The following is a 23018-nucleotide window of genomic DNA, read 5'->3' as shown; positions in this document are numbered from 1 at the left end:
TAGTTTAGCTTGAGAAACGCCCACATAGGAGCAGAGGCCCATGAAAAATATCTTATGCTTGGTTGCGGTAGTTGGAATATCCGGTGCGGCAATCGGCCCCGCGATGGCTGGAGTGGAGACTGTGCCGACGCCGCAGGCGCTCTGGCAAAAGATTCAGGTTCTGCAGAAAAACCATGCCATCATGCCAGAAAGCTCTCCATTCCAGGCCGGCTCCCGCACAGTGGATGCCTTTACGATCGATCTCGCCAATGCCGCTGCCGTGCAATCCATTTCACAAGCAGGTGGCATCGTCCATGTTACCCGATATGAAAATGGCAGCCTGCTCGTGAAGGAAAACTTCAACAAAAACAGAAAACCAACCGGTGTGACGGCAATGCTCAAGTTTGACGGGTATGATAGAGCAGATCGAAATTGGGTCATGGCAGCCTATAAGCCTGATGGAACGCTGATTTCTTTCGGGAAGATAGGCTCCTGTATTGCTTGTCACACGATGGTAGAGAAGCAGGATTTCGTATTTGCCCCACCGCCACAGCAATTGCTATCCATTCGTACCTGGAAAGCCTTTTTCCCCAAGCAGGAAATGAACCCTGCCTACGTCTCCCTCCTTAAAGAGCACCCTGAGGCCATTGTCAGGTAGGGATAACGCGCGCAGAGCGAAATACCAGAGGACAGTCTTATGAAGACCTCAAGAATATTTTTATTTCTTTTATTTCCGCTATTCGCTATGGCACCATCCGTCTTTGGCGACACGCTCAATGACTCGGCGGCCCTTTCCGGCCTACACTCGGCTAAGGCGATATTTTTGATCAATATCAAAAAGCCTGATGGCGTGGACCATCTTCTAAAAGTCGTTGCGCTTACCGAGAAGCAGTTTCTTCAGCAACACGTAACACCGCATTTTATAGTGGTTTTCATAGGTCCAGACGTTGCCTTTCTGACCAAGGACCGTCGTGGAATTTCCTATTTGGATGAGCGGAGTGTAGCTGACCTACAACAGGAAATCGCCAAACTGAGCAGAACTGGCGTAGTATTTCAAGCCTGTGGAGTCGCCATGCATGGGATGGATGTCCATCCCAAAAATCTGGTTCCAGAAGTGCATCCCGTAGAAAATGGATTCATCTCGGTGATCGCTTACCAAGAGAAAGGCTATGCACTCGTCCCAGTGTATTGATGACTCTTTCATTGCCACTCCCCATGGAGGGAGCACCATGAAAAGGTAGAAATGAAAACCCGCATCTTATCCGTATTGGCAGTTGCCATGCTGGCGGTGGCAGTCACGGCCTCTGCGGAGATCATCGGCGACCCCAGCAAAGCCTGCGAATATCTCTCGACACATGCGTTGGAGGGTCATGAAGCCAGCAAGACCGCTGCGAAAAAGCTCTCCGGCCTGCATATCCCTTTGTACGTTGATTCTTCCAAGGTCATTGCCAAGGTGGGACACATTCCCGATGTTCCGTACTTCTCCAGCATTCCACAACCGGGCTACTGTGTTGCTCTCTCGCCAGTCATCTTGAATACCAGTGTCTCCCAAGCTGGAAGGACTTGGCTTTGGTTGGTAGCGATCGCGGGAACCCGAGAAAAGAGCGCATACCACGAAGCCGTTATGGCCGCAGAACATCCCCTTCTGCGCCACGTGGCTGGCTGGATCGGGATGGGCAATGGCGTTTCGAAGAAGGCTGTCCTGGCTGCCGAGTGCCAGGCATCCCGCTGGATGCATTCTCCTTCATCACTGCAGGAGTTTAGGCTGATCCAGGGAGATTTGGCTGACAACAAATATCTGCCAAGTATTGCGCAGATGCATCAAAAGATTGTCAAGTGTTCCCAGTAGTTCGGCCTTTGGAGGCGGAGGCGAACTGCTCCCAGTACTTGGCGAAAAAACATCTGTTCACTCATTGTGCGCGGGATAAACCCGTTTCAGCAGTGAATGCGATCGCCAAGCGAATCTCAACAATGAACCATTGTGTCTATCCGTTAAAAATCCCGTACCTGGCACCCAACAAGCTGAACTTACATATCTCCTATCCAATCTTGAAGGAGTGCCGAGGATTTGTGAACTTATGTAACAAGACAAGCAGAGAAAAACCAGGTCATCCCTCTATCTGACCAGATACAGACATTGTTTTTCCATTGATCGTCAGGATCTGTAATTGGTACGGCCCAGCACTGGTACCCAGGAAGCCTGACGAATCGCTGACCGGCAGGTGTACGGTAGCGGCAGCTCCTAGCCCTGCTTTCAGGCCCAATATCGGATCTGGACTGATCTGTTGATAGGCGTAGTCATTGTGGATGTCATTAGCAGGCAGGCGTGATAACTGTTTGCCATCCCATACCTCAACAACTTTTCCCGCGTAATCCAACAGACGAGCTGAGATGATATGAGATGGAACCGAAGCGGTACCGGCGTTCACATACATATGAACCGTAACACTCCCATCTGGCGCAATCTGCAGGTCACGCATTTGCACATGATGTACCTTTACTCCAGTAGGGTCGCCGTGAAAGGGCGTTATGACGGAGCCACGGTAGTAAGAATAGGTTGCCACGATGAAGATGACGGCAATCCAGAACAGCGTCAGTGCCAGTTTTTTGAACGCGGCATCCGACAGAGGTAAAGGCTCGCTCCCGCCCAACCAGCGGAACCATCCCTTTGTTCCGAGCGAGGGTTTGGTTTTCAATAACCAGTTATCGATGGAATACGCTCCACCACCGATCAGAAAAAGAGCAATGCCCATACCGAAGTTGGACGCCGCCATTGTCCATTCGTCGATACAAGTGGCACCCTGCCAACCAAAAAGGAGCATCAGAGTGAACGACAATCCAAGCGTCATGATTGCAGCGAGACGAGTGAGAAAGCCAGAAATCAACATGAGCCCGGAAATCAATTCCACTGCACTGAAGATAATGACTCCTGCATATAGCAGGACAAAATGATGCAGTAAAAACGATACCAGATGGCTGGTGCCAAGAATCGCCCCAGGCATGGCGGTTTGGAACTTGTACGCCATCCAATGGCCAGCAGGATTAATTTTTTGTGGACCATAGATGAAGCGGCGAGAGCCACCACCCCAATATATCCACCCCTGAACAAAGCGTACTGCCAGCATACCGATGGCCATGATCCGCCATAAATGTTTGCTCTCGATAGTCTGCTGACCACCGCTTTCGATTGTCGTTGCCATATTTGCCTCTAAGTAGAAATTAATCGGTTGTTAGCTGAACTGCGGGTTCACATCCTTCACTGGTACCGCATTTACCCAGTCCCACGAGTTGCCCAGGTACATGGTGCCGCCGACGATAGTGGGGTTCACGATGCCGAAACGTCCTCCTACGTGGTAACTGTGGATGAGGTGACCGTTCTTGGGGTTCACCGCGTAGATATCCGGCCCAGTGGAGATATAGAGCGTTCCCTGATAATAGGTGGGTGCTCCACGCCCCGCACCCGCAGGACCTGGGTTCGGTACTTTCCATGTCCATTTGACCTGGCCAGTGTGAAGGTCAATTGCGGTGTAATCAGACGTTACAGGACTGCCGACGTAGACCATATTATCGTGAATCATCGGCACACCGCCTTTGAATGCAGGAATCTTTGGACCGCGCCCCAGATTATCAGTCCACAATACCTGTCCCGTCTTACCATTAAAGGCCCGCACTATGGTTTCCATGGTTGGCTTTCCGTCGACGATTTTTGCGTTTGCGACAGTATCCATTACCACAATGCCATCTGCGGCTGCGGGAGAGACATCCCCCATCCCGGTATTCACCGCACCCGGGATTTCACCTTTCCAGATCACCTTTCCAGAATGAATATCCAGACTATACAGGCCGGGAATCACGGACATGGAGACATATACCCGCCCACCCATGACTACTGGACTGGACATGTTGGCAATGCCGCCGACATGGGTTTTCCATTCCGGTTTGCCATCGGTTGAGGAGATTCGGTATATATTCCCATCGCCGGTACTGATGAAAAGGGAGTGATCTGCGTACGCTGGTGTCGGCATCGCGTCTCCCGCAGTCTTAAAACTCCATTCCAGCTTGCCCGTCTTTCTGTTCAGGCAGAATACCCCGTTGTAGCTGATGTCCTTTCCACGACCGGCTTTTTCTGGATCCTTTTTATATTCCATGACGTTCGCAAAATTGAAAGAAACACTGCCTGCCGAGAGATAGACATGGTTACCAACTACCAATGGATTTCCCATGAGCGTATTAGCCACCGGGCTGGATCGCCAAATCAATTTTCCGGTCTTTGCGTTGATGGCATAGGCGAACATATCATCGCTTTCGGCATACACAACACCACGCACTACGGAAACCCCCAATGCGTTGCCATAAAACTGCGTCTGCACTGGCAGGGCTTCTTTTAATCCGTCCACTTTTTCCCCGTAGGGATGATCGTCGTTCAATGGCCAGGCACGCGCCTCTGGAAAGTTCCAGCGCACTCCCTGACGAATCCACTGCGGCGCATTTGCTCGCACCGAGAATGCGGCATTATGTTGCGGATTTCCATAGGCATGAGTCCATGATTCTGGCCCCACTCTATCCGCAGCGATGGGCGCATTTTGAGGCAAATACAGCGTCGCAAACGGGCTTTGCGGATCCAGCGAATTATGTATCGGATCGAGAGGTACATTTGCGGCAAACGCGGCCATAGGTGTCCAGGCTGCTATCGCGACGGCTACATAGATTTGTTTTGCATTCATGGTCAACTCCTATCATGATGAATTTTTCACATGAGCCTTCAATTGATTAATTAGACTATGGTAATATAGTAATGTAATCTAAATAATCATAAAAGCTGATGTAATGGTAGATACCACAAAAATATCCATCAACCTATTTTTTGTAACAACGTGTATCTCTGTTACATCTTGTTACGGTGTGAAAATTTTATCCAATAATATGGCTCCTCGACACATTGAGTGGGTAAGGCGGTATGATTGCTTTATGGGAAGGGCAGCGAGCTGAGGATAAGGATGGACCAAGGTAATCAACTGTTCACTCTGGCGTTGGGGTTGGTTCCGCCGTGGATGGTGGACGATGTGCGGTTCACGGTGGAGGAAAAGCGCCTGGACCTGCATGTGAACTTCCCAAGGGGTAGTCAGTTTCCCTGTCCGGTCTGCGGCCAGGACTGCCCGGTCTATGACACCCAGGAGAAGGTCTGGCGTCACCTCGACTTCTTCCAGCATGCGGCTTATCTCCATGCCCGCGTACCACGGGTCCATTGCCCGGAACACGGCGTGCATTTGGTATCCGTCCCTTGGGCGCGGGAAGGCTCGGGATTCACGCTGCTCTTTGAGGCTCTAGTCATGGCCATGGTCCGGGAGATGCCCGTGTTGACGGTCTCCCGCCTAGTGCGGGAGACGGACCAGCGACTCTGGCGGGTGCTCGATCATTACGTCGCCAAGGCCCGCGAGGCCGCGGACATGTCAGAGGTCCATTCCGTCGGTATCGATGAGACGAGCAGCCGGCGCGGCCATGATTACATCACCCTGTTTGTGGACCTCGTGGCGAAGCGCCTGCTGTTTGCCACACCCGGCAAGGATGCCGAGACTTTTGCGCAGTTCGCCGAAGATCTGCAGGCCCATGGCGGCAGCGCCGAGGCCATTACGGAGGTCAGCATGGACCTCTCGCCAGCCTTCCAAAAAGGGGCCGCAGAACACCTGCCCAACGCCCAGGTCACCTTCGATCGCTTTCACCTCATGAAGCTCGTCAATGAGGCCGTAGATGCCGTACGCAAGGGGGAAGCCCTCTCCCAACCAGACCTGAAAAAGAGCCGCTGGCTTTGGCTCAAGAACCCGGGAAAGCTCTCCGCCAAGCAAAGCGCCAGGCTCCGGGAGATCCTCAAGAACCAGAACCTCAAGACAGCACAGGCTTATCAGCTTCGCCTGACCTTCCAAGAAATCTTCACCGTCCAGAATCGCCACCAGGGCGCCACCCTGCTCAAGGCCTGGGTGGAAAACGTCAAGGACAGCGGATTACCGCCAATGGTCAAGGTCGCCTACACCGTCATGAATCACTGGGATGGTGTGCTCCGCTGGTTCGAGAGCCAGATCACCAACGGGATTCTGGAAGGCTTCAATAGCCTCCTCCAGTCCGCCAAGGCAAAAGCCCGTGGCTACCGTACCCACAAGAACTTTATCAACATGGCCTACCTGATCCTCGGTAAACTGGATCTCAGGCTACCCACATGAAACATCGAAGAACCAATAATATCATATGGTAAGGATTCTGAATAACCAGCATATCTCCAAAAAATAATATTGTGGACTCCAGCCACCCGTATTGCTCGGTAACACGAGTGGCTCGCAGCCATAGTGTGAGAGTTTTTTCACTTCCTTGCGTACAGCGCAATTGCACGCAATGCATGTCTATCGCTAGCACTTCGATTCTGGCAAATACATGCAGAGAGAAGGTAAGAGATACACATTTTCGTGAACGCCACCCCTTACCATCTTACCCTGGTCCCAACGTCAATGATGCATAATGGAACTCGGATCTTTCTTTTTTTGTAGCACAGCCCCATTCTCTCTGTTCTGCGCTGCCGTCTTGAGTTCAGCGCCCCAGAGGCTATAGATTGCAGGGATGACAAAAAGGGAAATGAGGGACCCAAAACTGAGCCCGGCAATGATCACCAGGCCCATGGAAAACCTTGCCTCCGCGTTGCCTCCCGTAGCGAAGAGGAGGGGCACCGCGCCCGCAATCATTGCAGCCACCGTCATGAGAATGGGCCGCAGGCGCAGCGCTGCCGCTTCGCGTACCGCCAACGCCCGGTCCCATCCCCGTTCGGTCTGTAACTGTCGCGCGAATTGCACAATGAGAATCCCTTGTTTCGCGGTCAGACCAATCAGCATGACCATTCCAACTTCGGAATAAATGTTGATGCTCGACAGCCCCAGGGCAACTGGAAACAGTGCGCCGAAGGCAGCAAGCGGCACGCCGGCAAGAACGACTAGGGAATCACGGAATCCATTGAACTGGGCCGCGAGCAAGAGCAATACAAAGATCAAAGCAAAGGCAAAGGTGATCGCGAGAGAGCTGCCCTGCTTCTCGTATTGCCGGGATACGCCAGCGTAATGGATCTGATCGCTGCTCGACATCCGGCTCTCGGCTTGTCGATGCAAAAAATCGAGCGCCTGCGCCAGAGACACCCCCGGCGCCGGGCTGGCCTCGATCGTCACTGCTGGGAGGTTCTGGAATTGCGGCAGATAGGTGGGAACGACTTGCTGCGTTAGCGTGACGAACGTGGACAGCGGCACATCTGCACCTGAAGGGGTCTGGATCTGATAGTTCTGTAACAGATTTGGATTGGCGCGCAACGCCACCGGAACCTGTGGAACCACGCGATAGCTGAGCCCATCCATGCTGAAGTAATTTACGTAATTGCCACCCAGCAGGGTTGCCAGACTTTTTCCTACATCGGCCAGGGTCAACCCGAAATTGGCGAGCATCTGCTTGTGAATCTGGATCTTCAATACGACGTCGTTGTATTCGAGATTGCTGGCCACAAAACTGAAGAGTCCGCTAGCGCGCGCCTTTTTCACGAGCGCATCACCGACCTCGTCGAGCTCCCGGTAATCGCCCGAGGTACTGCTGACCACAAACTGCACGGGCAGACCCACCGCCGAGCCGGGGAGAGGTGGCAGTCCGAAGGCTGCCAGTTGCATTCCCGGTACTTGCGCCGAGAGCTCTTGTACGCGGCTACGGACCTCCTGCGTGGTCTTGTTACGTTCCGGCCTCAGGACCAGTCCCGACATCATTTCGTTATTGAGCAGGAAGCCGCCAATACCGACCCCGTTCACCACAAAACTATCGCTTCGTTGCGGAATCTGGTCAAAGACCGACTTGGTTAGGTAGCGGTCGTACTTGTCCATGTACTCCAGAGTTGCTGTCGGTTGGGCGAGCCCACTCACATAGACAATTCCTTGATTGGCTGGCGGCGCCAGCTCCTGTGGACTCAGCCAGAAGAGCCCCACGACTCCCACGACCAACAAACCGGCCCCCGTGAGCACCGCAGGGCGATAGGAGAAGCTGCGTGCCAATCCTCTGCCATAGGCCGCGCGCAGGCGATCGAAGACGCGCTCGACGAGGGCCGCCAACCGGCCCGGCTGTCCCCCACGCAAAATTCGGGAGGCCAGCATCGGTGCCAGAACGAGGGCGATGATCATCGACATGAGAACGGTGGCGACGATGGTGAGAGCAAACTCGCTGAAGAGCTGGCCCACCAGGCCGCCCAGGAGCACCATGGGAAAAAACACCGCAACGATGGTACTCGCCATGACCAGGATGGGACTGCTGAGCTCCCGCACGCTCTGCAGGGCAGCATGGATCGGGGTCATCCCGTGTTCCAGATGGCGGTGCACGTTTTCGACGATGATGATGGCATCGTCCACTACCAGTCCAATGGCGAGTACCATCGCCAGCAAGGTGAGCAGATTGAGGGTGAAGCCAAGCGCGTGCAGCAGGGTCATGGCGCTGATCAGGGCGAGCGGGATGGCCAGAGCCGGAACTACTAGGGCGCGCCAGGAACCCAGGAACAGGTACACCACGACGATGACGATCAACAGTGCCAGACCAATGTCGGTCAACACTTCCTGGATGGAACTCCGGACGAATTGCGCCCCATTGTAGAGTACCTTGGCCTGCATCCCTGCCGGCATTGCCTTGGCCAGTTGGGATAAGGTCTTCTTCACGCCGGTCGCCATTTGCAGGGCGTTGCTTCCTGGTGCCTGCATGACGCCTAGGTTCACGGCAGGCTGGCCGTTCACCAACACCGAGGAGTCATAGGTCTGCGCGCCCAACGAAACCGTCGCGATCTGACCCAGGGTGATCGGCACTCCATGCACCGTCTTGACTACCAATTCGCGAAACTGCGTCGGGCTATGCAAGGCGGTGTTGGCGGTGATCGAGATCGCAGTATTGGTATCGCGCAGCCGTCCGGCGGCACTGACGAAGTCATTCGCCTTGAGAGCCGCGCGTACCTCGGCCGCGGTAACGCTCAGGACGGCCATTTTCTGTGGATTCAGCCAGATTCGCATGGCGAAGGTATTGCCGTTTGGCCCCGTACCCGGCGGCAGAATGGAGGTAACCCCCACTCCAGGGACCGACTGGATAGCCGGCTGCACCACGCGGGTCAGATAATCCGTAATCTGTTGCTGATTCAGCCCCTGTCCCGAAAACGTAAGATACATCAAATAGGCGCCGGAGCCCGGCATCTCCACTACCACGGGTTGCATGACACCCTTGGGCAATTGATTCAAGACGCTGTTGACCTTGATCTGTGCTTGCGACAGGGCGGCGTTGGGGTTGACCCCCATCTGCATATACAAGGTGATGATAGAGATTCCATTTTCACTGACCGCAGTCATGTAGTTGATGCCTGGTACCTGGGCGACTGCCTTCTCCAATGGCGCGGTGATGAAGGCATTCACGGTTTTGGGAGTCGCACCAAAGTAATGGGTGGTGATCGTGATCAGACCACTTTTGGTAGGTGGGAACTCGGTTATCGGCAACATTCCCAACGAGCGTAGCCCGAGCAGAAACAGGGCTGCCATCAGGGTAACGGCAAGAACGGGGCGGTGAATGAAGGCGGACAGAAATCGCATGGGGCACCCGGCGGCTTAGTGAAGAGAAACGGCGTTGTTGATGCGGACCTGATCACCGTTGTGCAGTTTGACCTGGCCCGCGGTGACTACCTGATCGCCCGCCTGCAGGCCTTTGCGCACGACCACCTTCTGCCCTTCCACCGCACCCAGCTGTACGGGAGTCGCCTCGGCAATCCAGTCCTGTCCCTGACGCTTGAGGAGGTACACGAAGTCCCCATAACTGTGATAGGCGACGGCCACCTGGGGAATCGTCAGTCGCCTCTGTGGCGATGTAGTCGGCAGGTTCACCAGAACGAACATGCCCGGTCGCAAAAAACCGGACCTACGAATCTGCGCGCGTACCGTCAGAGCTCGGTTTGCGCGATCCACATGGTTATCGACAGCAATGACTTGCGCGACGAATTGCTGACCCTTTTCCCCCTGACGGGATTGCAGGCGCAATTTCTCCCCTGGCTGAATGAACGGAGCGAGATTCTGGGGAACGGCAAAGTCGACCTGTAGATTTTGCGGAGATTCCAGGCGAACCGCGGTTTTTCCCGCCGGCAAATACTCCCCGACTTCCACCTGGCGCAGCCCCAGTACCCCCGAAAACGGCGCCCGCAGTACGGTATTGCCGAGCGCCTCCTGCAAGGACTGGACCTTGGCATTCGCCACCTCCGCACCGTACTTTGCCCTGTCCAGCTCAGCCGTCGAAATCCCGTGTATGGCATAGACTCGCGCCGCACGCTGGGCATTGATGGTCGCCAACTTGGCCTGTGCCTGCGCCTCCCGTAACGCTCCCGGCAAGGATCCGGGATCGAGGCGCAGCAAGACCTGTCCCTGCTGCACCGTTTCGCCAGAATGAAACTGCAAGCTACGAATGACCCCGGCCGTTTGCAGGCTCAGTGCCGCCCCTTGTTGCGCGCGGATCTGACCGACCGCAGTACTTTGCGGTGTAATCGTGGCCCAGGCTGCCTTGGCAGCGGAAACCGTGACCAGGGGATGGGCATTCTCTTTACGCGCCTGCGCCAATTGTTCCTCCCGCCACCCATGCAGGGCGAAGACCGCACCAAAAAGAAGGAGAATCCCGGAAGCAACGATCGGAATGGATTTTTTCATGGGTGGCTTTCCTGTGAGTGATCTTTTGACGAGGTCGAAGGACCCTCGCCCATGGCCAGAAACAATGCGACGGTATCCAGATATCGTTCACTTTCCGCCTGTAAATTGGCCTGTTGGTCCTTTTCGTTGGCGATTTCTGCGTCGAGAACCGTAGCGTAATTGCTTACCCCATCTCGGTAACGTGTTTGCGCCAGATGGAGCGCTTGCTCTGCAGCCTGGGCAGCCAACCGGCGCTGCGTGTAGCTCTGATCAGCCCCCTGCAAGGCGCGCAATGCGTCGGCAACCTGGCGAAACGCCCTGAGTACGACCTGGTGATAGTGCGATACGGCAATCCGGTAGGAGTCTACCGCGGCTTTTTCCTGCGCCCGCAGGGCCCCACCTTCATAGATCGGTGCCACGATACTGCCCGCCAGTCCCCACAAGGTCGAGACAGGACTGAAAAACAGCGTCCCAGACTGAGCTGCCTTTCCCAGATCGGCACTGATGTCGATCTGCGGGTAGCGATCGGCAGCTGCAAGATGCGCTTCGGCCGCCGCTGCTTCTACCGCTGCTCGGGCGGCGACGATATCCGGTCGTTGCATCAGCAGCCGTGAGGGCACCACGGCAGGAATGTTTTTGGGTAAGTGAAACTCGTGGAGAGAAGGGAAGGGCGCGCCTTGTGCAGGATAGCGGCCCAATAACGTCGCCAGAGCATGCTGTTGTCGGGACATTTCCACGCGCAGGGGGATAACGGCCGCCTTGGCCGAGGCGGTCAAGGCCTCCTGCTGGCGTAAGACCTGCAAGTTGCTGGCTCCGAGCTGGTATTCCTGCTGGATCAGGTGTAGCAGGCGCGCATCGGCCGCAGCGATTTGCCGCGCAGAGCGCCACTGGTCTTGCGCCGCCGCCGCGCTGATCAACGCTTTCGCCACGGCAGCGGCCACGACCTGCTGCGTGGCGCTGAGTTGTGCCTGAGAGATTTTACGTTGAGCCTGTGCATCCTGCAGACGATCAGTCGCCTTGCCGAAGAGATCTGGGCTATAACTGACTTCCACGGAACCCAGCAGCAGGGAGTATAGATTGCCCGGAATGCGATAACTGGTCCCGCCGTTGGCCCCGGTGCGCAGCGCACGACTGCGCGCCAACTGACCGTTTCCGATGATCTGCGGAGCCAATCCTGCGGCAGCGACCTTTTCGATCTGATGCGCGCGCAGCAATGCCAATTGTGCCTGGTGGATATCGGGGTTGGCGCGCAACGCCGTGTGTACGTCCTGATTCAGGGCGTGCGAGCCGAAAAGACGCCACCAGTCTTCGAGCGGCGCACTATCTTGCAACCGCAGCTTCTGACTGCTGCCAGCCCAAGCCTCGTGATCCGCAAGATAGTGCGCCGGCCCATGCATCTTGGGTATGGGAAGTTTGGGTCCGGGGGCGCAAGCGCTCAATAGTATGGGTAACAAAAATGGCAAGGGCCAAAGGTACTTCCTATCCATCCCAGCTTCCCGGTGAAAAAGACGGACTCAGTGTATCCAGCGCTCCTGTAACAATCCTGAGCAGCAGCGTGGTGAATTTGTAACAAATAAGCGCACACTGGACCCTCGTGATGTCTGGTTACAATTTTCCCTGGAGAGAGCGCCGCGCTAGGGGTATCTTTGCGTCATGGAAAACGGCAAAGCCCAGATTCTGGTGGTGGAGGATGATCTTCGGCTGCGAAGCTTACTGGAGTCGCATCTGCGCGCCTTTGGCTTTGCCGTTCAGAGTCGGGCGGATGGGCAAGGACTGGAACGTATCCTGCGGGAGGGAGCGACAGATCTTCTGGTTCTCGATCTCGGTTTGCCCAAGGAAGACGGATTGCAGATCTGCCAGCGCATCCGCCGCGACTCGCAAATCCCGATACTCATCCTTACCGCCCGCAATGATGAGCTGGACCGCATCCTCGGCCTGGAGATGGGCGCGGATGACTACCTTACCAAACCCTTTCATCCCCGCGAGCTGGTCGCCAGAATTCAGGCGATCTTGCGACGCACGCGCGGCTCGTCGGTGACCACCCCGGAGAAGTCCGGAGAGCAGATCGTTGGCCCATTTCGCGTCGATCGTGGTCGCAAGGAAATTTTTCTGAATGGCAAGCAACTCGATCTTTCCACCCACGAATTTCTTACCTTAGCGGTGCTTATCGAACACGAAGGACAGGTATTGAGCCGGGAAAAACTTCTCTGGCTCACTCGGCAGCGCAGTCTCGACCCAGAAGATCGCAGCGTCGATATGCAAATCTCGCGATTACGACGACTGCTTGGCGATGATCAACGGGAGCAGCGACATATTCGAACCGTGTGGGGAAGAGGCTATCTCTTCGTTGCGGAGCCGTGAAATTACGCCGACTCTGGCCTCGCAGTTCGGTCGGCCGCAGCCTCCTGCTACTCAGCCTGCTGGTGCTGATCAGTCAGGGTTCCATCTATCTGCTGTTCCATAATTACGTCTTCGATCCGGCGGCGCAGCGTTTCGCGCAACTGCTCTGGCAGGTGGATGAAACCTTGGTCGCCAGGCCACCCACAGAATTGGGCTGGAGTAGATCTGCGCATGCGCTCGGATCGATACCGCGGTCGTATTTTTGGCAAGAGGTGGCAGAGTCGTTTGCCAGGATCGACAAGGGCGCACAACTGCGGGTACAGGAGCGGGAGGGCACGCTGTGGCTTTGGTTGCGTGGCAAGCAAGGGCAGGACTGGTTGGGAGTCCCGATTCAGGGAGTGGCCCTGATCGGCAACCCGTTCACTTTCGTTCGGGTGCTCATCATGCTTTTTCTGATCCTGTTGGGGGCTTGGTTAATCGTCTGGCAGATCAACCGGCCTCTGGCTCGCCTGGCGCGCTCTGCCCCGCACATTCTGCGCGGGGAATACCCGGACGGCTATCCCGTCAGCCGACATGCCCCCGAAGATATCCAGGAATTGGAGCGTACTCTGGCGGGCATGGCTGCAGACCTGCATCGTCTGCACGAGGAGCGCACACTGCTCCTCACTGGCATCTCTCACGAACTGCGTACCCCGTTGTCTCGCCTTCTGTTGAGCCTACATCTGCCGCCCGAAGAATGGGCGCAGGAGCAACCCGCTATGCTTGCCGACGTCGAAGAAATGGAAGAGGTACTTGGCAATTTTCTGGCTTGGGTGCAGGGTGGAGAAAGGGAAAAGCAAACGACCATTCCGGTCGCGCAATGGCTGCAGGAGATGGCTTCTATCGCGCGAGAGCGCTATGGACTGCAGGTGCAGATGGTTCTGATTGCCGATGGCGCTTTTCTGGCGCGGCCCATCGCTCTGGAGCGGGTTTTTCGTAATCTGTTCGATAACAGCAGACGCTACGGCAGCGCTGCGATCCGTTTGCAGGCGCGATATGGGGAAGATTCCTGCCGTTTTCACGTAGTCGACCTGGGCGGGGAACCAGTCAGTGCCGCCATGATTCTCGCCATGAATGAGGGTTCGCTGCCCCGCCAGACCGGGCATGGATCAGGCATGGGTATCCGGCTTTGCCACCGCCTGCTGGCCCAGCAGGGGGGAAGTCTGCACTACGACGCCGCAGCGGCAGGCGGGTTAGATGCCGAATTGACGTTACCCAGCGCCAGACGGTAGTCGGTCGGCGCATCGGGAATGACCGCAAAGAGCCGGAGAGGCTGTTTGCACTGCCCGCCATGATAACGACCAATGCACCAGCTCGTGGCGCAAGCCAGGGCAAGCCCCGCAAGTGCAGCCGCGCTGATGGTGAGCAGTATGGCATTGCTGGACGACGTTGACCTCCATCTCTGCGGTGCCCGGATTTGCTGCCACTTCGCACAGATGCCCTCTATCGTTGGGTTTGGCTGTGTGGCCAGCCAGTGATCGTGGTATAACTCCTCAATTGTCGGCATCTGAATGGCCACATGCCGCTGACAGCAGAAATCGGTGGTAGAGTCGTCGCGTGTACGACCCGATACAAAATTGCACAAGGGAACAGACCATTCTTAAGCTTGAAGAGATTCTGAAAGGCGCGGCTGTTTCAGGTTTGGAACCGGGGCAGGTCGTGCGCATCGTCACCACCGAGCCGGTCGGTCACAATGCCCTGACGGTCTACTACAAGACCGCTGACGGCAAGCTGCGGGAACGCATGCTGTTCCGCACGGACGAGGCAATTCTTTCGTTAGCGGAAGCTGGCCGACCCTGGGCCTTCGATGCGCCGGGCGACGGGTTCAAGCTCGCCGCCGAGGCCTATCGCATTCATCTGGCTCACCTCTTTGATCCGATGATGGCGGTACATACGTCGAACGTGGAGCCCCTGCCACACCAGATCACGGCGGTTTACGAATCGATGCTGCCGCGTCAGCCGCTGCGCTATGTGCTGGCCGACGACCCCGGTGCCGGCAAGACCATCATGGCCGGCCTCTTGATCCGCGAGCTGCTGATGCGCGCAGACGCCAAGCGCGTGCTGATTGTGGCGCCTGGCAGCCTGGTCGAGCAGTGGCAGGACGAAATGTTCGAGAAGTTCGGCCTCTCGTTCACGCTGTTTTCGCGCGAGCAGGTCGAGCAGTCCCGCAGTGGCAACCCCTTCGAAGACATCGACCTGCTGGTCGCCCGTGTTGACCAATTGGCCCGTGCTGAAGACCTGCAGGAAAAGCTCCACCTGTCGCGCTGGGACTTGGTGGTCGTCGATGAAGCCCACAAGCTTTCGGCCAGCTATTTCGGCAACAAGGTCAACAAGACCAAGCGCTTCCAGCTTGGCGAGCTGCTGGGTTCGATCACCCGCCACTTTCTGCTGATGACCGCCACGCCGCATAACGGCAAAGAAGAAGACTTCCAACTCTTCCTGTCGCTGCTGGACGCCGACCGCTTCTATGGCAAGTTTCGAGACGGCGCGCACAAAGTGGACGTCACCGACCTGATGCGCCGCATGGTCAAGGAAGACCTGCTCAAGTTCGACGGCACCCCACTGTTCCCTGAGCGTCGGGCCTACACCGTCAACTACAGGCTGTCAGACCTCGAAGCCGCGCTCTACGCTGCCGTTACCGACTATGTAAAGACCGAGTTCGCCAAAGCCGACCAGTTGGCCGATGGCGGGCGTAAGGGTACCGTCGGCTTCGCGCTGACCTCATTGCAGCGCCGACTCGCCTCCAGCCCCGAGGCCATCTACCAGTCGCTCAAACGCCGGCGCAACAAGCTCAAGCGCCGCCTCGAGGAAGAGAAGCTGGGAAGCCGCGGCAGGTCGCTGGCCGAAACGCTGGCCGACAGCAACGGCGCCCCCGAAGACATCTGGGAGTCGGCCGATGCCTTGTCTCCCGAAGACTACGAGAACTTCGAAGAATCCGTCGTCGACCAGGCCACTGCGGCGCAGACCATCCAGGAACTCGAAGCCGAGATCACCATCCTTGAAGGTCTGGAGGAACAGGCGCGGCAGGTCGTCCATTCCGGCCAGGACCGTAAATGGGACGAGCTGTCCCGTCTGCTGCAGGACACGCCCGAGATGCACGATGCCGACGGGCGCCGGCGCAAGCTGATCATCTTTACCGAGCACCGCGACACGCTGAACTACCTCGCCGTCAAAATTCGCGGTTTGATCGGCAACGAAGATGCCGTGGTGATGATCCATGGCGGCGTGAAGCGCGAAGAGCGTCGCAAAGTGCAGGAGCTGTTCCGCAACGACCCTCAAGTGCGCGTGCTGGTGGCCACTGACGCGGCGGGCGAAGGGGTCAACCTGCAGAACGCCAATCTGATGGTCAATTACGACCTGCCCTGGAACCCGAACCGGCTGGAGCAGCGTTTCGGCCGCATCCACCGCATCGGTCAGACCGAGGTCTGCCATTTGTGGAACATGGTGGCCAACGAAACCCGCGAGGGCGACGTCTTCCAACGCCTGTTTGAAAAGCTGGAAGTCGAGCGCGCTGCTCTGGGCGGGCGGGTCTTCGACATCCTGGGCGAAGTCTTTGCGGAGAAGAGCCTCAAAGACCTGCTGATCGAGGCCATTCGCTACGGGGCCGATCCCGAGGTTCGCGCCCGCCTGCTGCGCAAGATCGAAGGCGCTCTGGACACCAGTCACCTCGAGGACATCATCAAGCGCAATGCCCTCTGCGAAGAGGTGATGGACGAGAAGCGCCTCTTCGCCGTTAAGGAGGAGATGGAGAAGGCCGAGGCCCGCAAGCTGCAGCCCTTCTTCATCCGCGCCTTCTTCACCCAGGCCTTCCAGCAACTGGGCGGCGAGCTGCGCCCCCGCGAAGCGGGCCGCTACGAGATTACCCATGTACCGGCCATCATTCGCGAGCGTGACCGGCAAATCACCGGCCGTGACCGTCGCAATGCCGACCCGGTGCTGCGACGCTACGAGCGTGTTTGCTTCGAAAAGCAATACGTCCGTTTCAGCGACCGAGTGGGCGCGCCGATGGCCAGCCTCCTGCATCCGGGGCACCCCTTGATGCAATCCGTCACCGACATCATGCTGGAGCGGCACCGCAACCAGTTGAAGCAGGGTGCGATGCTGGTCGATCCGAGCGACATGGGCCTCAACCCAAAAGTGCTGTTCATCGTTGACCACTCGGTCAAGGAAGGGGCGGACCCAACGCGGACCATCTCGCGCCGCATGCAGTTCGTCGAAATCGACCCAACGGGCCACGCGATAAACGCCGGCTGGGCGCCGCACCTGGACCTGGAGCCACTTGCCGACGCCGAGAGGGCACTGATCGAGGACGTACTGGCGGCACCCTGGATTAGCAAGGACCTGGAGCAGGTAGCGTTGGCCTATGCCTCCAGCGAACTGGTACCCGAGCACTTCGACGAGGTGCGCACTCGCCGCGAGAGGGCAGTGGACAAGACCCTGGCCGCCGTGCACGAGCGTCTGGTAAAAGAGATCGACTTTTGGTCCGACCGCTACATCAAGTTGCAGGACGACATCGCCGCAGGAAAGGACGTGCGCCTGACGCTGGAAAATGTGCGCCGCACCATCGATGAACTGACCGCGCGGCGCGAGACACGCGAGAAGGAACTGCTGGCCATGCGCCATGTCGTCTCCGCCACACCGGTGGTGCTGGGCGGGGCGTTGGTTATCCCTGCCGGGCTGCTGCTGCAACGCAAGGGAGAGCCTGGTTGGTCGGCTGATGCCGATGCCCGCGCCCGCATCGAGCGCATTGCCATGCAAGCCGTGATAAACGCCGAACGTGCCCTCGGCCATGAGGTCATTGATGTCTCGGCGCAGAAGTGCGGTTGGGACGTCACCAGTCTGCCGCCAATGCTTGACGGCAAGTTACCGCCTTCACGCCACATCGAGGTCAAAGGTCGCGCCAAGGGGCAGACCACCATCACCGTCACGCGCAACGAAATCCTTTACGGCCTGAACCAGTCCGACAAATTTATTTTGGCGATTGTGATGGTGGATGGCGAGCAATGTGAAGGGCCGTTCTACGTCCGCCAGCCATTCACCCAAGAACCTGACTGGGCGGTGAGCAGCATCAACCTCGATCTCGACCAGTTGCTGGCCAGAGCCTTCCCGCCGGGAGCGTCGCTGTGACCCGTACCCAAGCCTACAAAGAGAAACGCCCGCACGGGGAGGGCGTCGGGCCATGGCTGCTCACCATGGCGGGGCACAAAGGAAAACGCCTCCACGAAGGAGGCGTTGGGCCGGAGATGCTATCTCCGGTGGGGCTGGAGTCAACCCCACAAAGAGAAACGCCCCTTTCGGGGCGTCTGGCCGGAGATGCTATCTCCGGGGGGTTACCGCATCACAGTATATAATCTTTGAGTCGCATGGCAAGAGCTGGGAGGCAAGCCGATGACCCGCGTTGTTGCCTATAGCGACGGCTTTAACCTCTACTTCGGCCTGAAGCAGTCCCGATTCAAACGCTACTACTGGCTGGATGTGGCAGCGCTGGCGCGCAGCCTGCTCAAGCCGGGGCAGCAACTGCTTGCAACGCACTACTTCTCCGCCCGCATCCGCGACAACGGTCGCAACGTGGCTGACCAGAAGCGGCAGAAGGACTATCTGGAGGCGCTGGCCGTTCAAGGCGTGCGGTGCCAGTTCGGCCACTACCTCGAAAAGCAGCGTAAGTGCCTGGTGTGCCACGCCACCTGGCAGGACTACGAAGAAAAGATGACCGATGTCAACATCGCCATCCAGTTGATGACAGACGCTTTCGACGATGTCTTCGACGTAGCCCTGGTCATTTCCGGCGACAGTGACCTGACTACGCCGATCCGCCGTGTGCGTGAACGCTTTCCGGCCAAGCGCGTCATCGTGGCCTTCCCGCCGCAGCGCCACTCTAAGGCACTTAAGCAGCATGCCAACGGCTACCTTGCCATCAGTGAAAACAAGCTGCGCGCCAGTCAGTTGCCAGATCGGCTGATCAAGCCCGACGGCTACGTGCTTACCCGCCCGGATACCTGGCGCTGAAAAGGTAGAAAAATGACCCTCATCAAAACCCCCAAAAAACTCATCGAAGTTGCCCTGCCGCTGGATGGCATCAATGCCGCTGCGGCGCGCGAAAAATCCATCCGCCACGGCCATCCCAGCACCCTGCACCTGTGGTGGGCGCGCCGGCCCTTGGCGGCGGCGCGGGCGGTGATCTTTGCCCAGATGGTCAACGACCCCGGCTACGAACGCCACCTGGGGCGCGGTGTCAACAAGCAAAAGGCCCAAGCCGAGCGCGAGCGTCTGTTCCAGCTCATCGAGGAGCTGGTGCAGTGGGAAAACACCAACAACGAAGCCGTTCTCGCCGCGGCGCGTGAAGAAATCTGGAAAAGCTGGCGCGAAACCTGCGCCCTCAATAAAAACCACCGCCAGGCCGCCGAGCTTTTCAATCCCGACAAGCTGCCCGCCTTTCACGACCCCTTTGCCGGCGGCGGTGCGCTGCCGCTGGAAGCCCAGCGCCTGGGGCTGGAAAGCTTCGCCTCCGACCTCAACCCCGTGGCCGTGCTCATCAACAAGGCGATGATCGAAATCCCCCCGCGCTTTGCCGGGTGTGTGCCCGTAGGCCCACGCCTTGCGGGCGATAAGCAGGGCAAGTTGACGGAAGACTGGTCTGGCGCGAAAGGGCTGGCCGAAGACGTGCGCCGCTATGGTGCCTGGATGCGCGAAGAGGCGCAAAAGCGTATTGGCCACCTGTATCCGCAGGTGGAAATCACCGCCGGGATGGTATCGGCGCGGCCTGACCTCGAGCCGCTGCTGGGCCAGAAGCTCACCGTCATCGCCTGGCTGTGGGCGCGCACGGTCAAAAGCCCCAACCCGGCCTTCAGCCATGTGGAGGTGCCCCTGGCCTCGACCTTCGTGCTCTCCAGCAAGCCGGGCAAGGAGGCCTATGTCGAGCCTGTGGTGGAAGGCGACCGCTATCGCTTTACCGTCAAGGTGGGGACGCCGCCGGAAGAAGCGAAGAACGGAACCAAGCTGGCGCGTGGGGCGAACTTCAAATGCTTGTTGTCCGATACCCCAATCGAGCCCCAACACATTTACACCGAAGCCAACGCAGGGCGCATGGGCGCACGGCTCATGGCCATCGTTGCCGAAGGGTTGCGGGGCCGGTTGTATCTCGCGCCGACCGCCGAGCATGAAACGATTGCGCGGCAGGCGCAGCCCGAATGGAAACCAGATGTTGCGATGCCAGAAAACCCGCGCTGGTTCTCCCCTCCGCTCTACGGGCTGACGAAATATGGCGACCTCTTCACTCCCCGCCAACTGGTCGCGCTGACCACTTTTTCCGATCTGGTCGGCGAGGCCATCGAAAAGTGCCGGCAGGACGCCCTTGCCGCCGGAATGGAGGATGATGGCCAAGGGCTGGACGAGGGCGGCACCGGCGCAACCGCTTATGCGCAGGCGGTGGGGGTGTATTTGGGTCTTACCCTCGGACGTGCCGCTGACTATTGGACTGCGAATGCCACATGGGAGCCATCAGGTGGCTTCATTGCACATGCATTTACGAAACAAGCAATCCCAATGGTCTGGGACTTTGCCGAAGGTAACCCGTTCTCGGATGGAACCGGAAACTGGGAGCAGACAGCACTCGATTGGGTTGTCCGCGTTGTGCGTGAGTTTCGGCCAGTGGCAAATGGCAATGTCCAACAACATGACGCTCAATCACAAATCATAAGCACCAGAAAAGTTGTTTCGACGGACCCACCGTATTACGACAACATCGGTTACGCCGATCTCTCTGACTATTTCTATGTTTGGATGCGAAGAACGCTGCGATCTGTATTTCCTAGGCTCTATGCAACGCTCGCTGTTCCCAAGGCGGAAGAACTGGTCGCCACACCCTACCGCCACGGTAGCCGTGAGGCCGCCGAGCGCTTCTTTCTTGAGGGCATGACGCGGGCGCTGGAAAACCTCGACCGCCAGGCGCACCCGGCTTTTCCGGTCACCATCTACTACGCCTTCAAGCAGAACGAGAGCAAAGCAGAACTCGGGACATCAAGCACTGGCTGGGAAACATTTTTGAATGCTGTTTTGCAGTCTGGCTTTGCCATTACCGGAACATGGCCGATGCGGACGGAGAGAGCAAACCGGTCGGTTGGTCTTGGCACGAACGCTCTGGCCTCCAGTATCGTTCTGGTCTGCCGTCAGCGCCCCGCCGATGCGCCCACGGTCAGCCGCCGCGAATTCCTGCGCGAGCTCAACGCCACCTTGCCTGAGGCGCTGGACGAGATGACGCGCGGTGGAGTCAATTCACCCGTCGCGCCGGTGGATTTGTCGCAGGCCATCATCGGCCCCGGCATGGCGATCTTCAGCCAGTACGCCGCCGTGCTGGAAGCCGACGGCACGCCGATGCGCGTGCGCACCGCGCTGCAACTCATCAACCGCTTTCTGGCCGAAGACGACTTCGACCACGACACCCAGTTCTGCCTGCACTGGTTCGAGCAGCAGGGCTGGGCCACCGGCAAATACGGCGACGCCGACGTGCTGGCGCGCGCCAAGGGCACCAGCGTGCAGGGCCTCGCCGCGAGCGGCGTGGTAGAGTCGAGCAAGGGTGAGCTACGCCTGCGCAAGTGGGCCGAGATGCCTCGCGACTGGTCGCCGGAATCCGACACCCGCCTGCCAGTGTGGGAGGCACTGCACCAGCTCATCCGCGCCCTGAATCAGGAGGGCGAATCCGCCGCCGGCGCGCTGCTCGCCCGCATGCCCGCCCGCGCCGAACCCATTCGCACCCTTGCCTATCGTCTATATACACTCTGCGAGCGCAAGGGCTGGGCCGAGGACGCCCGCGCCTACAATGAGCTGGTCACGGCGTGGAGCGGTATCGAGCAGGTCGCGGGCGAGACAGGGGTAGTAGGCGCGCAAGGGGCGCTGGATCTGTAAGCGAGGCAAAAATGGCTCTGCAATATGTCACGATTTCTACTGCTGAAGACCAAGCCCACGTCAAAGATCATGACTGGCAGAAATTAACGATCAATGGCAAGGGTGTCGGTTTTCTGCAAAAACCTTTGCTGGATCGATTTGAAGGGTCGGCAAAAACACTCCAAGGCACTGATCAAACACAATGGCGCCTCACGTTTTTCTCCGGAACAGAATATGAAACCAGATTTCTGGTTTCGTTTTCTAACAGCGAGCAGAAAAAAAGCGGTGACGTCGTGGCTCTGTCAATTTGGCAAACCTGCTCAAACAGCGGACCCACGGATGAGCAAAGCAGTCTCGCATCCAAATGGCTACGTGGTAGCGCAACGCTAACGATCGAGAGCCACGAAAAGCTTGGGGATGGCCTCTGGTTGGCTGTCGATGGCGCTGCACTCTCGGTTGTTTGCCAGCACCAACACAGGTTCGAACGATTTGTTATTTTGCTGGCATTGGCGTGCGCATATCAGCAGCGCATTCAGGCATTGATCGTAAAGATGGCTGAATGGGACGGGCTACCCAAAGAGCTGTCACGACTGATTCGCCTTTCCGCGGAATTCAATGCGCGGCACTACTTCCGATATCCTGTGTTGATGGATCGCAAAGAGCTTCCGCTGGTGTGGGATTTGATCGCAGAGCGGATGCGGCTGGCACAGATCAATCAGGAGTTTCTCGATCAGCTTCAGGCGTTACACAAACTGGTTGCAGCAAATGAACGAGATAAAGAAACCCGGCGTTGGCAGTGGGTCGGTGCGGGATTTGGTTTTCTGTCCGCAATTCAGGTATTGAATCTTCTACCTGAAGGTATTCGTCTTCACTGGTTTCACGCCATTCTGGCTATTTTGGGAGTGACTCCATGACTCTAAAACCCTGGCGCGAAATCGCAGAGCCGCACGCTGATGTGCGGGAAGGCAAGTTCCAGCAGGCCGAATTCGCCGCCGACCTGTCGCGGGTCCATGCAGGCACGGCCAACGCCGAATACCAGAACCCGGCGCTCTTCTTCCAACGTACCTTCATCACTGA

General features: G+C 57.6%; 16 protein-coding genes. 10 read left to right on the top strand and 6 right to left on the bottom strand.

The features are described from left to right. The first annotated feature begins 40 nt into the window (after nucleotides 1–40). The 3 genes from ORD17_RS11030 to ORD17_RS11020 are packed head-to-tail and all read left to right on the top strand — an operon-like array spanning nucleotide 41 to nucleotide 1828. On the top strand, nucleotides 41–637 hold the full coding sequence (locus ORD17_RS11030) for a cytochrome P460 family protein (protein WP_308388554.1): 597 nt from the start codon (nucleotides 41–43) through the stop codon (nucleotides 635–637). 39 nt (nucleotides 638–676) lie between these two features. Further along, nucleotides 677–1171, top strand: a complete 495-nt coding sequence (locus tag ORD17_RS11025; RefSeq protein WP_308388553.1) for a DsrE family protein — start codon at nucleotides 677–679, stop codon at nucleotides 1169–1171. 51 nt (nucleotides 1172–1222) lie between these two features. Next, entirely contained in the window at nucleotides 1223–1828 is a 606-nt protein-coding gene (locus ORD17_RS11020) for a hypothetical protein (RefSeq protein ID WP_308388552.1), read from the top strand. A gap of 259 nt (nucleotides 1829–2087) precedes the next feature. On the opposite strand, the gene ORD17_RS11015 is transcribed toward ORD17_RS11020, so the two are convergent. Both ORD17_RS11015 and ORD17_RS11010 read right to left on the bottom strand, forming a co-directional pair. Beyond that, nucleotides 2088–3179: a TQO small subunit DoxD gene (locus ORD17_RS11015; RefSeq protein WP_308388551.1), complete on the bottom strand. Its 1092-nt coding sequence runs from the start codon at nucleotides 3177–3179 to the stop codon at nucleotides 2088–2090. Between the two features lie 30 nt (nucleotides 3180–3209). Next, the gene (locus ORD17_RS11010) at nucleotides 3210–4703 is read right to left on the bottom strand and encodes a PQQ-binding-like beta-propeller repeat protein (RefSeq protein ID WP_308388550.1); all 1494 of its coding nucleotides are present in this window, start codon (nucleotides 4701–4703) and stop codon (nucleotides 3210–3212) included. Between the two features lie 273 nt (nucleotides 4704–4976). Between ORD17_RS11010 and ORD17_RS11005 the strand changes: the two genes are divergently transcribed. After that, complete coding sequence (locus tag ORD17_RS11005; protein WP_014003049.1) at nucleotides 4977–6194, top strand: ISL3 family transposase; 1218 nt, start codon at nucleotides 4977–4979, stop codon at nucleotides 6192–6194. Nucleotides 6195–6473: 279 nt separating this feature from the next. On the opposite strand, the gene ORD17_RS11000 is transcribed toward ORD17_RS11005, so the two are convergent. The 3 genes from ORD17_RS11000 to ORD17_RS10990 are packed head-to-tail and all read right to left on the bottom strand — an operon-like array spanning nucleotide 6474 to nucleotide 12169. After that, nucleotides 6474–9605: an efflux RND transporter permease subunit gene (locus tag ORD17_RS11000; RefSeq protein WP_308388549.1), complete on the bottom strand. Its 3132-nt coding sequence runs from the start codon at nucleotides 9603–9605 to the stop codon at nucleotides 6474–6476. Nucleotides 9606–9620: 15 nt separating this feature from the next. Beyond that, nucleotides 9621–10703: an efflux RND transporter periplasmic adaptor subunit gene (locus tag ORD17_RS10995; protein ID WP_308388548.1), complete on the bottom strand. Its 1083-nt coding sequence runs from the start codon at nucleotides 10701–10703 to the stop codon at nucleotides 9621–9623. Then, a complete protein-coding gene (locus ORD17_RS10990; RefSeq protein ID WP_308388547.1) occupies nucleotides 10700–12169 on the bottom strand; it encodes an efflux transporter outer membrane subunit in 1470 nt (489 codons plus the stop codon). The genes ORD17_RS10995 and ORD17_RS10990 overlap by 4 nt, the downstream gene beginning before the upstream one ends. A gap of 166 nt (nucleotides 12170–12335) precedes the next feature. Here ORD17_RS10990 and ORD17_RS10985 point away from each other — a divergent pair, with 166 nt between their 5' ends. From ORD17_RS10985 to ORD17_RS10960, 6 genes are all read left to right on the top strand, one after another. Then, complete coding sequence (locus ORD17_RS10985; protein WP_308388546.1) at nucleotides 12336–13043, top strand: response regulator; 708 nt, start codon at nucleotides 12336–12338, stop codon at nucleotides 13041–13043. Then, a complete protein-coding gene (locus tag ORD17_RS10980) occupies nucleotides 13040–14293 on the top strand; it encodes an ATP-binding protein (RefSeq protein WP_308388545.1) in 1254 nt (417 codons plus the stop codon). The genes ORD17_RS10985 and ORD17_RS10980 overlap by 4 nt, the downstream gene beginning before the upstream one ends. A 325-nt stretch (nucleotides 14294–14618) precedes the next feature. Beyond that, a complete protein-coding gene (locus ORD17_RS10975) occupies nucleotides 14619–18188 on the top strand; it encodes a helicase-related protein (protein WP_308388544.1) in 3570 nt (1189 codons plus the stop codon). A gap of 261 nt (nucleotides 18189–18449) precedes the next feature. After that, entirely contained in the window at nucleotides 18450–19067 is a 618-nt protein-coding gene (locus tag ORD17_RS10970; protein ID WP_308388543.1) for an NYN domain-containing protein, read from the top strand. 12 nt (nucleotides 19068–19079) lie between these two features. Then, nucleotides 19080–21962 carry a DUF1156 domain-containing protein gene (locus ORD17_RS10965; RefSeq protein ID WP_308388542.1) on the top strand — a complete coding sequence of 961 codons (2883 nt, stop codon included), beginning with the start codon at nucleotides 19080–19082 and terminating at the stop codon, nucleotides 21960–21962. Nucleotides 21963–21973: 11 nt separating this feature from the next. Then, on the top strand, nucleotides 21974–22855 hold the full coding sequence (locus ORD17_RS10960; protein ID WP_308388541.1) for a hypothetical protein: 882 nt from the start codon (nucleotides 21974–21976) through the stop codon (nucleotides 22853–22855). 2 nt (nucleotides 22856–22857) lie between these two features. Here the strand turns inward: ORD17_RS10960 and ORD17_RS10955 are convergent, their stop codons facing one another. Beyond that, nucleotides 22858–23001 (bottom strand): hypothetical protein, encoded by a 144-nt coding sequence (locus ORD17_RS10955; protein WP_308388540.1) that lies wholly within the window; start codon nucleotides 22999–23001, stop codon nucleotides 22858–22860. Nucleotides 23002–23018: the final 17 nt, after the last annotated feature.

The sequence above is a fragment of the Acidithiobacillus sp. AMEEHan genome, assembly GCF_030996345.1.
Taxonomy (GTDB): Bacteria; Pseudomonadota; Gammaproteobacteria; order Acidithiobacillales; family Acidithiobacillaceae; genus Igneacidithiobacillus.
This window is presented reverse-complemented; position numbering and strand designations above follow the sequence as displayed.

Bases quoted from the DNA above. Each gene is read 5' to 3' on its own strand.
- ORD17_RS11030 (WP_308388554.1), top strand. From the start codon at position 41: ATGAAAAATATCTTATGCTTGGTTGCGGTAGTTGGAATATCCGGTGCG.
- ORD17_RS11025 (WP_308388553.1), top strand. From the start codon at position 677: ATGAAGACCTCAAGAATATTTTTATTTCTTTTATTTCCGCTATTCGCT.
- ORD17_RS11020 (WP_308388552.1), top strand. From the start codon at position 1,223: ATGAAAACCCGCATCTTATCCGTATTGGCAGTTGCCATGCTGGCGGTG.
- ORD17_RS11015 (WP_308388551.1), bottom strand. From the start codon at position 3,179: ATGGCAACGACAATCGAAAGCGGTGGTCAGCAGACTATCGAGAGCAAA.
- ORD17_RS11010 (WP_308388550.1), bottom strand. From the start codon at position 4,703: ATGAATGCAAAACAAATCTATGTAGCCGTCGCGATAGCAGCCTGGACA.
- ORD17_RS11005 (WP_014003049.1), top strand. From the start codon at position 4,977: ATGGACCAAGGTAATCAACTGTTCACTCTGGCGTTGGGGTTGGTTCCG.
- ORD17_RS11000 (WP_308388549.1), bottom strand. From the start codon at position 9,605: ATGCGATTTCTGTCCGCCTTCATTCACCGCCCCGTTCTTGCCGTTACC.
- ORD17_RS10995 (WP_308388548.1), bottom strand. From the start codon at position 10,703: ATGAAAAAATCCATTCCGATCGTTGCTTCCGGGATTCTCCTTCTTTTT.
- ORD17_RS10990 (WP_308388547.1), bottom strand. From the start codon at position 12,169: ATGGATAGGAAGTACCTTTGGCCCTTGCCATTTTTGTTACCCATACTA.
- ORD17_RS10985 (WP_308388546.1), top strand. From the start codon at position 12,336: ATGGAAAACGGCAAAGCCCAGATTCTGGTGGTGGAGGATGATCTTCGG.
- ORD17_RS10970 (WP_308388543.1), top strand. From the start codon at position 18,450: ATGACCCGCGTTGTTGCCTATAGCGACGGCTTTAACCTCTACTTCGGC.
- ORD17_RS10965 (WP_308388542.1), top strand. From the start codon at position 19,080: ATGACCCTCATCAAAACCCCCAAAAAACTCATCGAAGTTGCCCTGCCG.
- ORD17_RS10960 (WP_308388541.1), top strand. From the start codon at position 21,974: ATGGCTCTGCAATATGTCACGATTTCTACTGCTGAAGACCAAGCCCAC.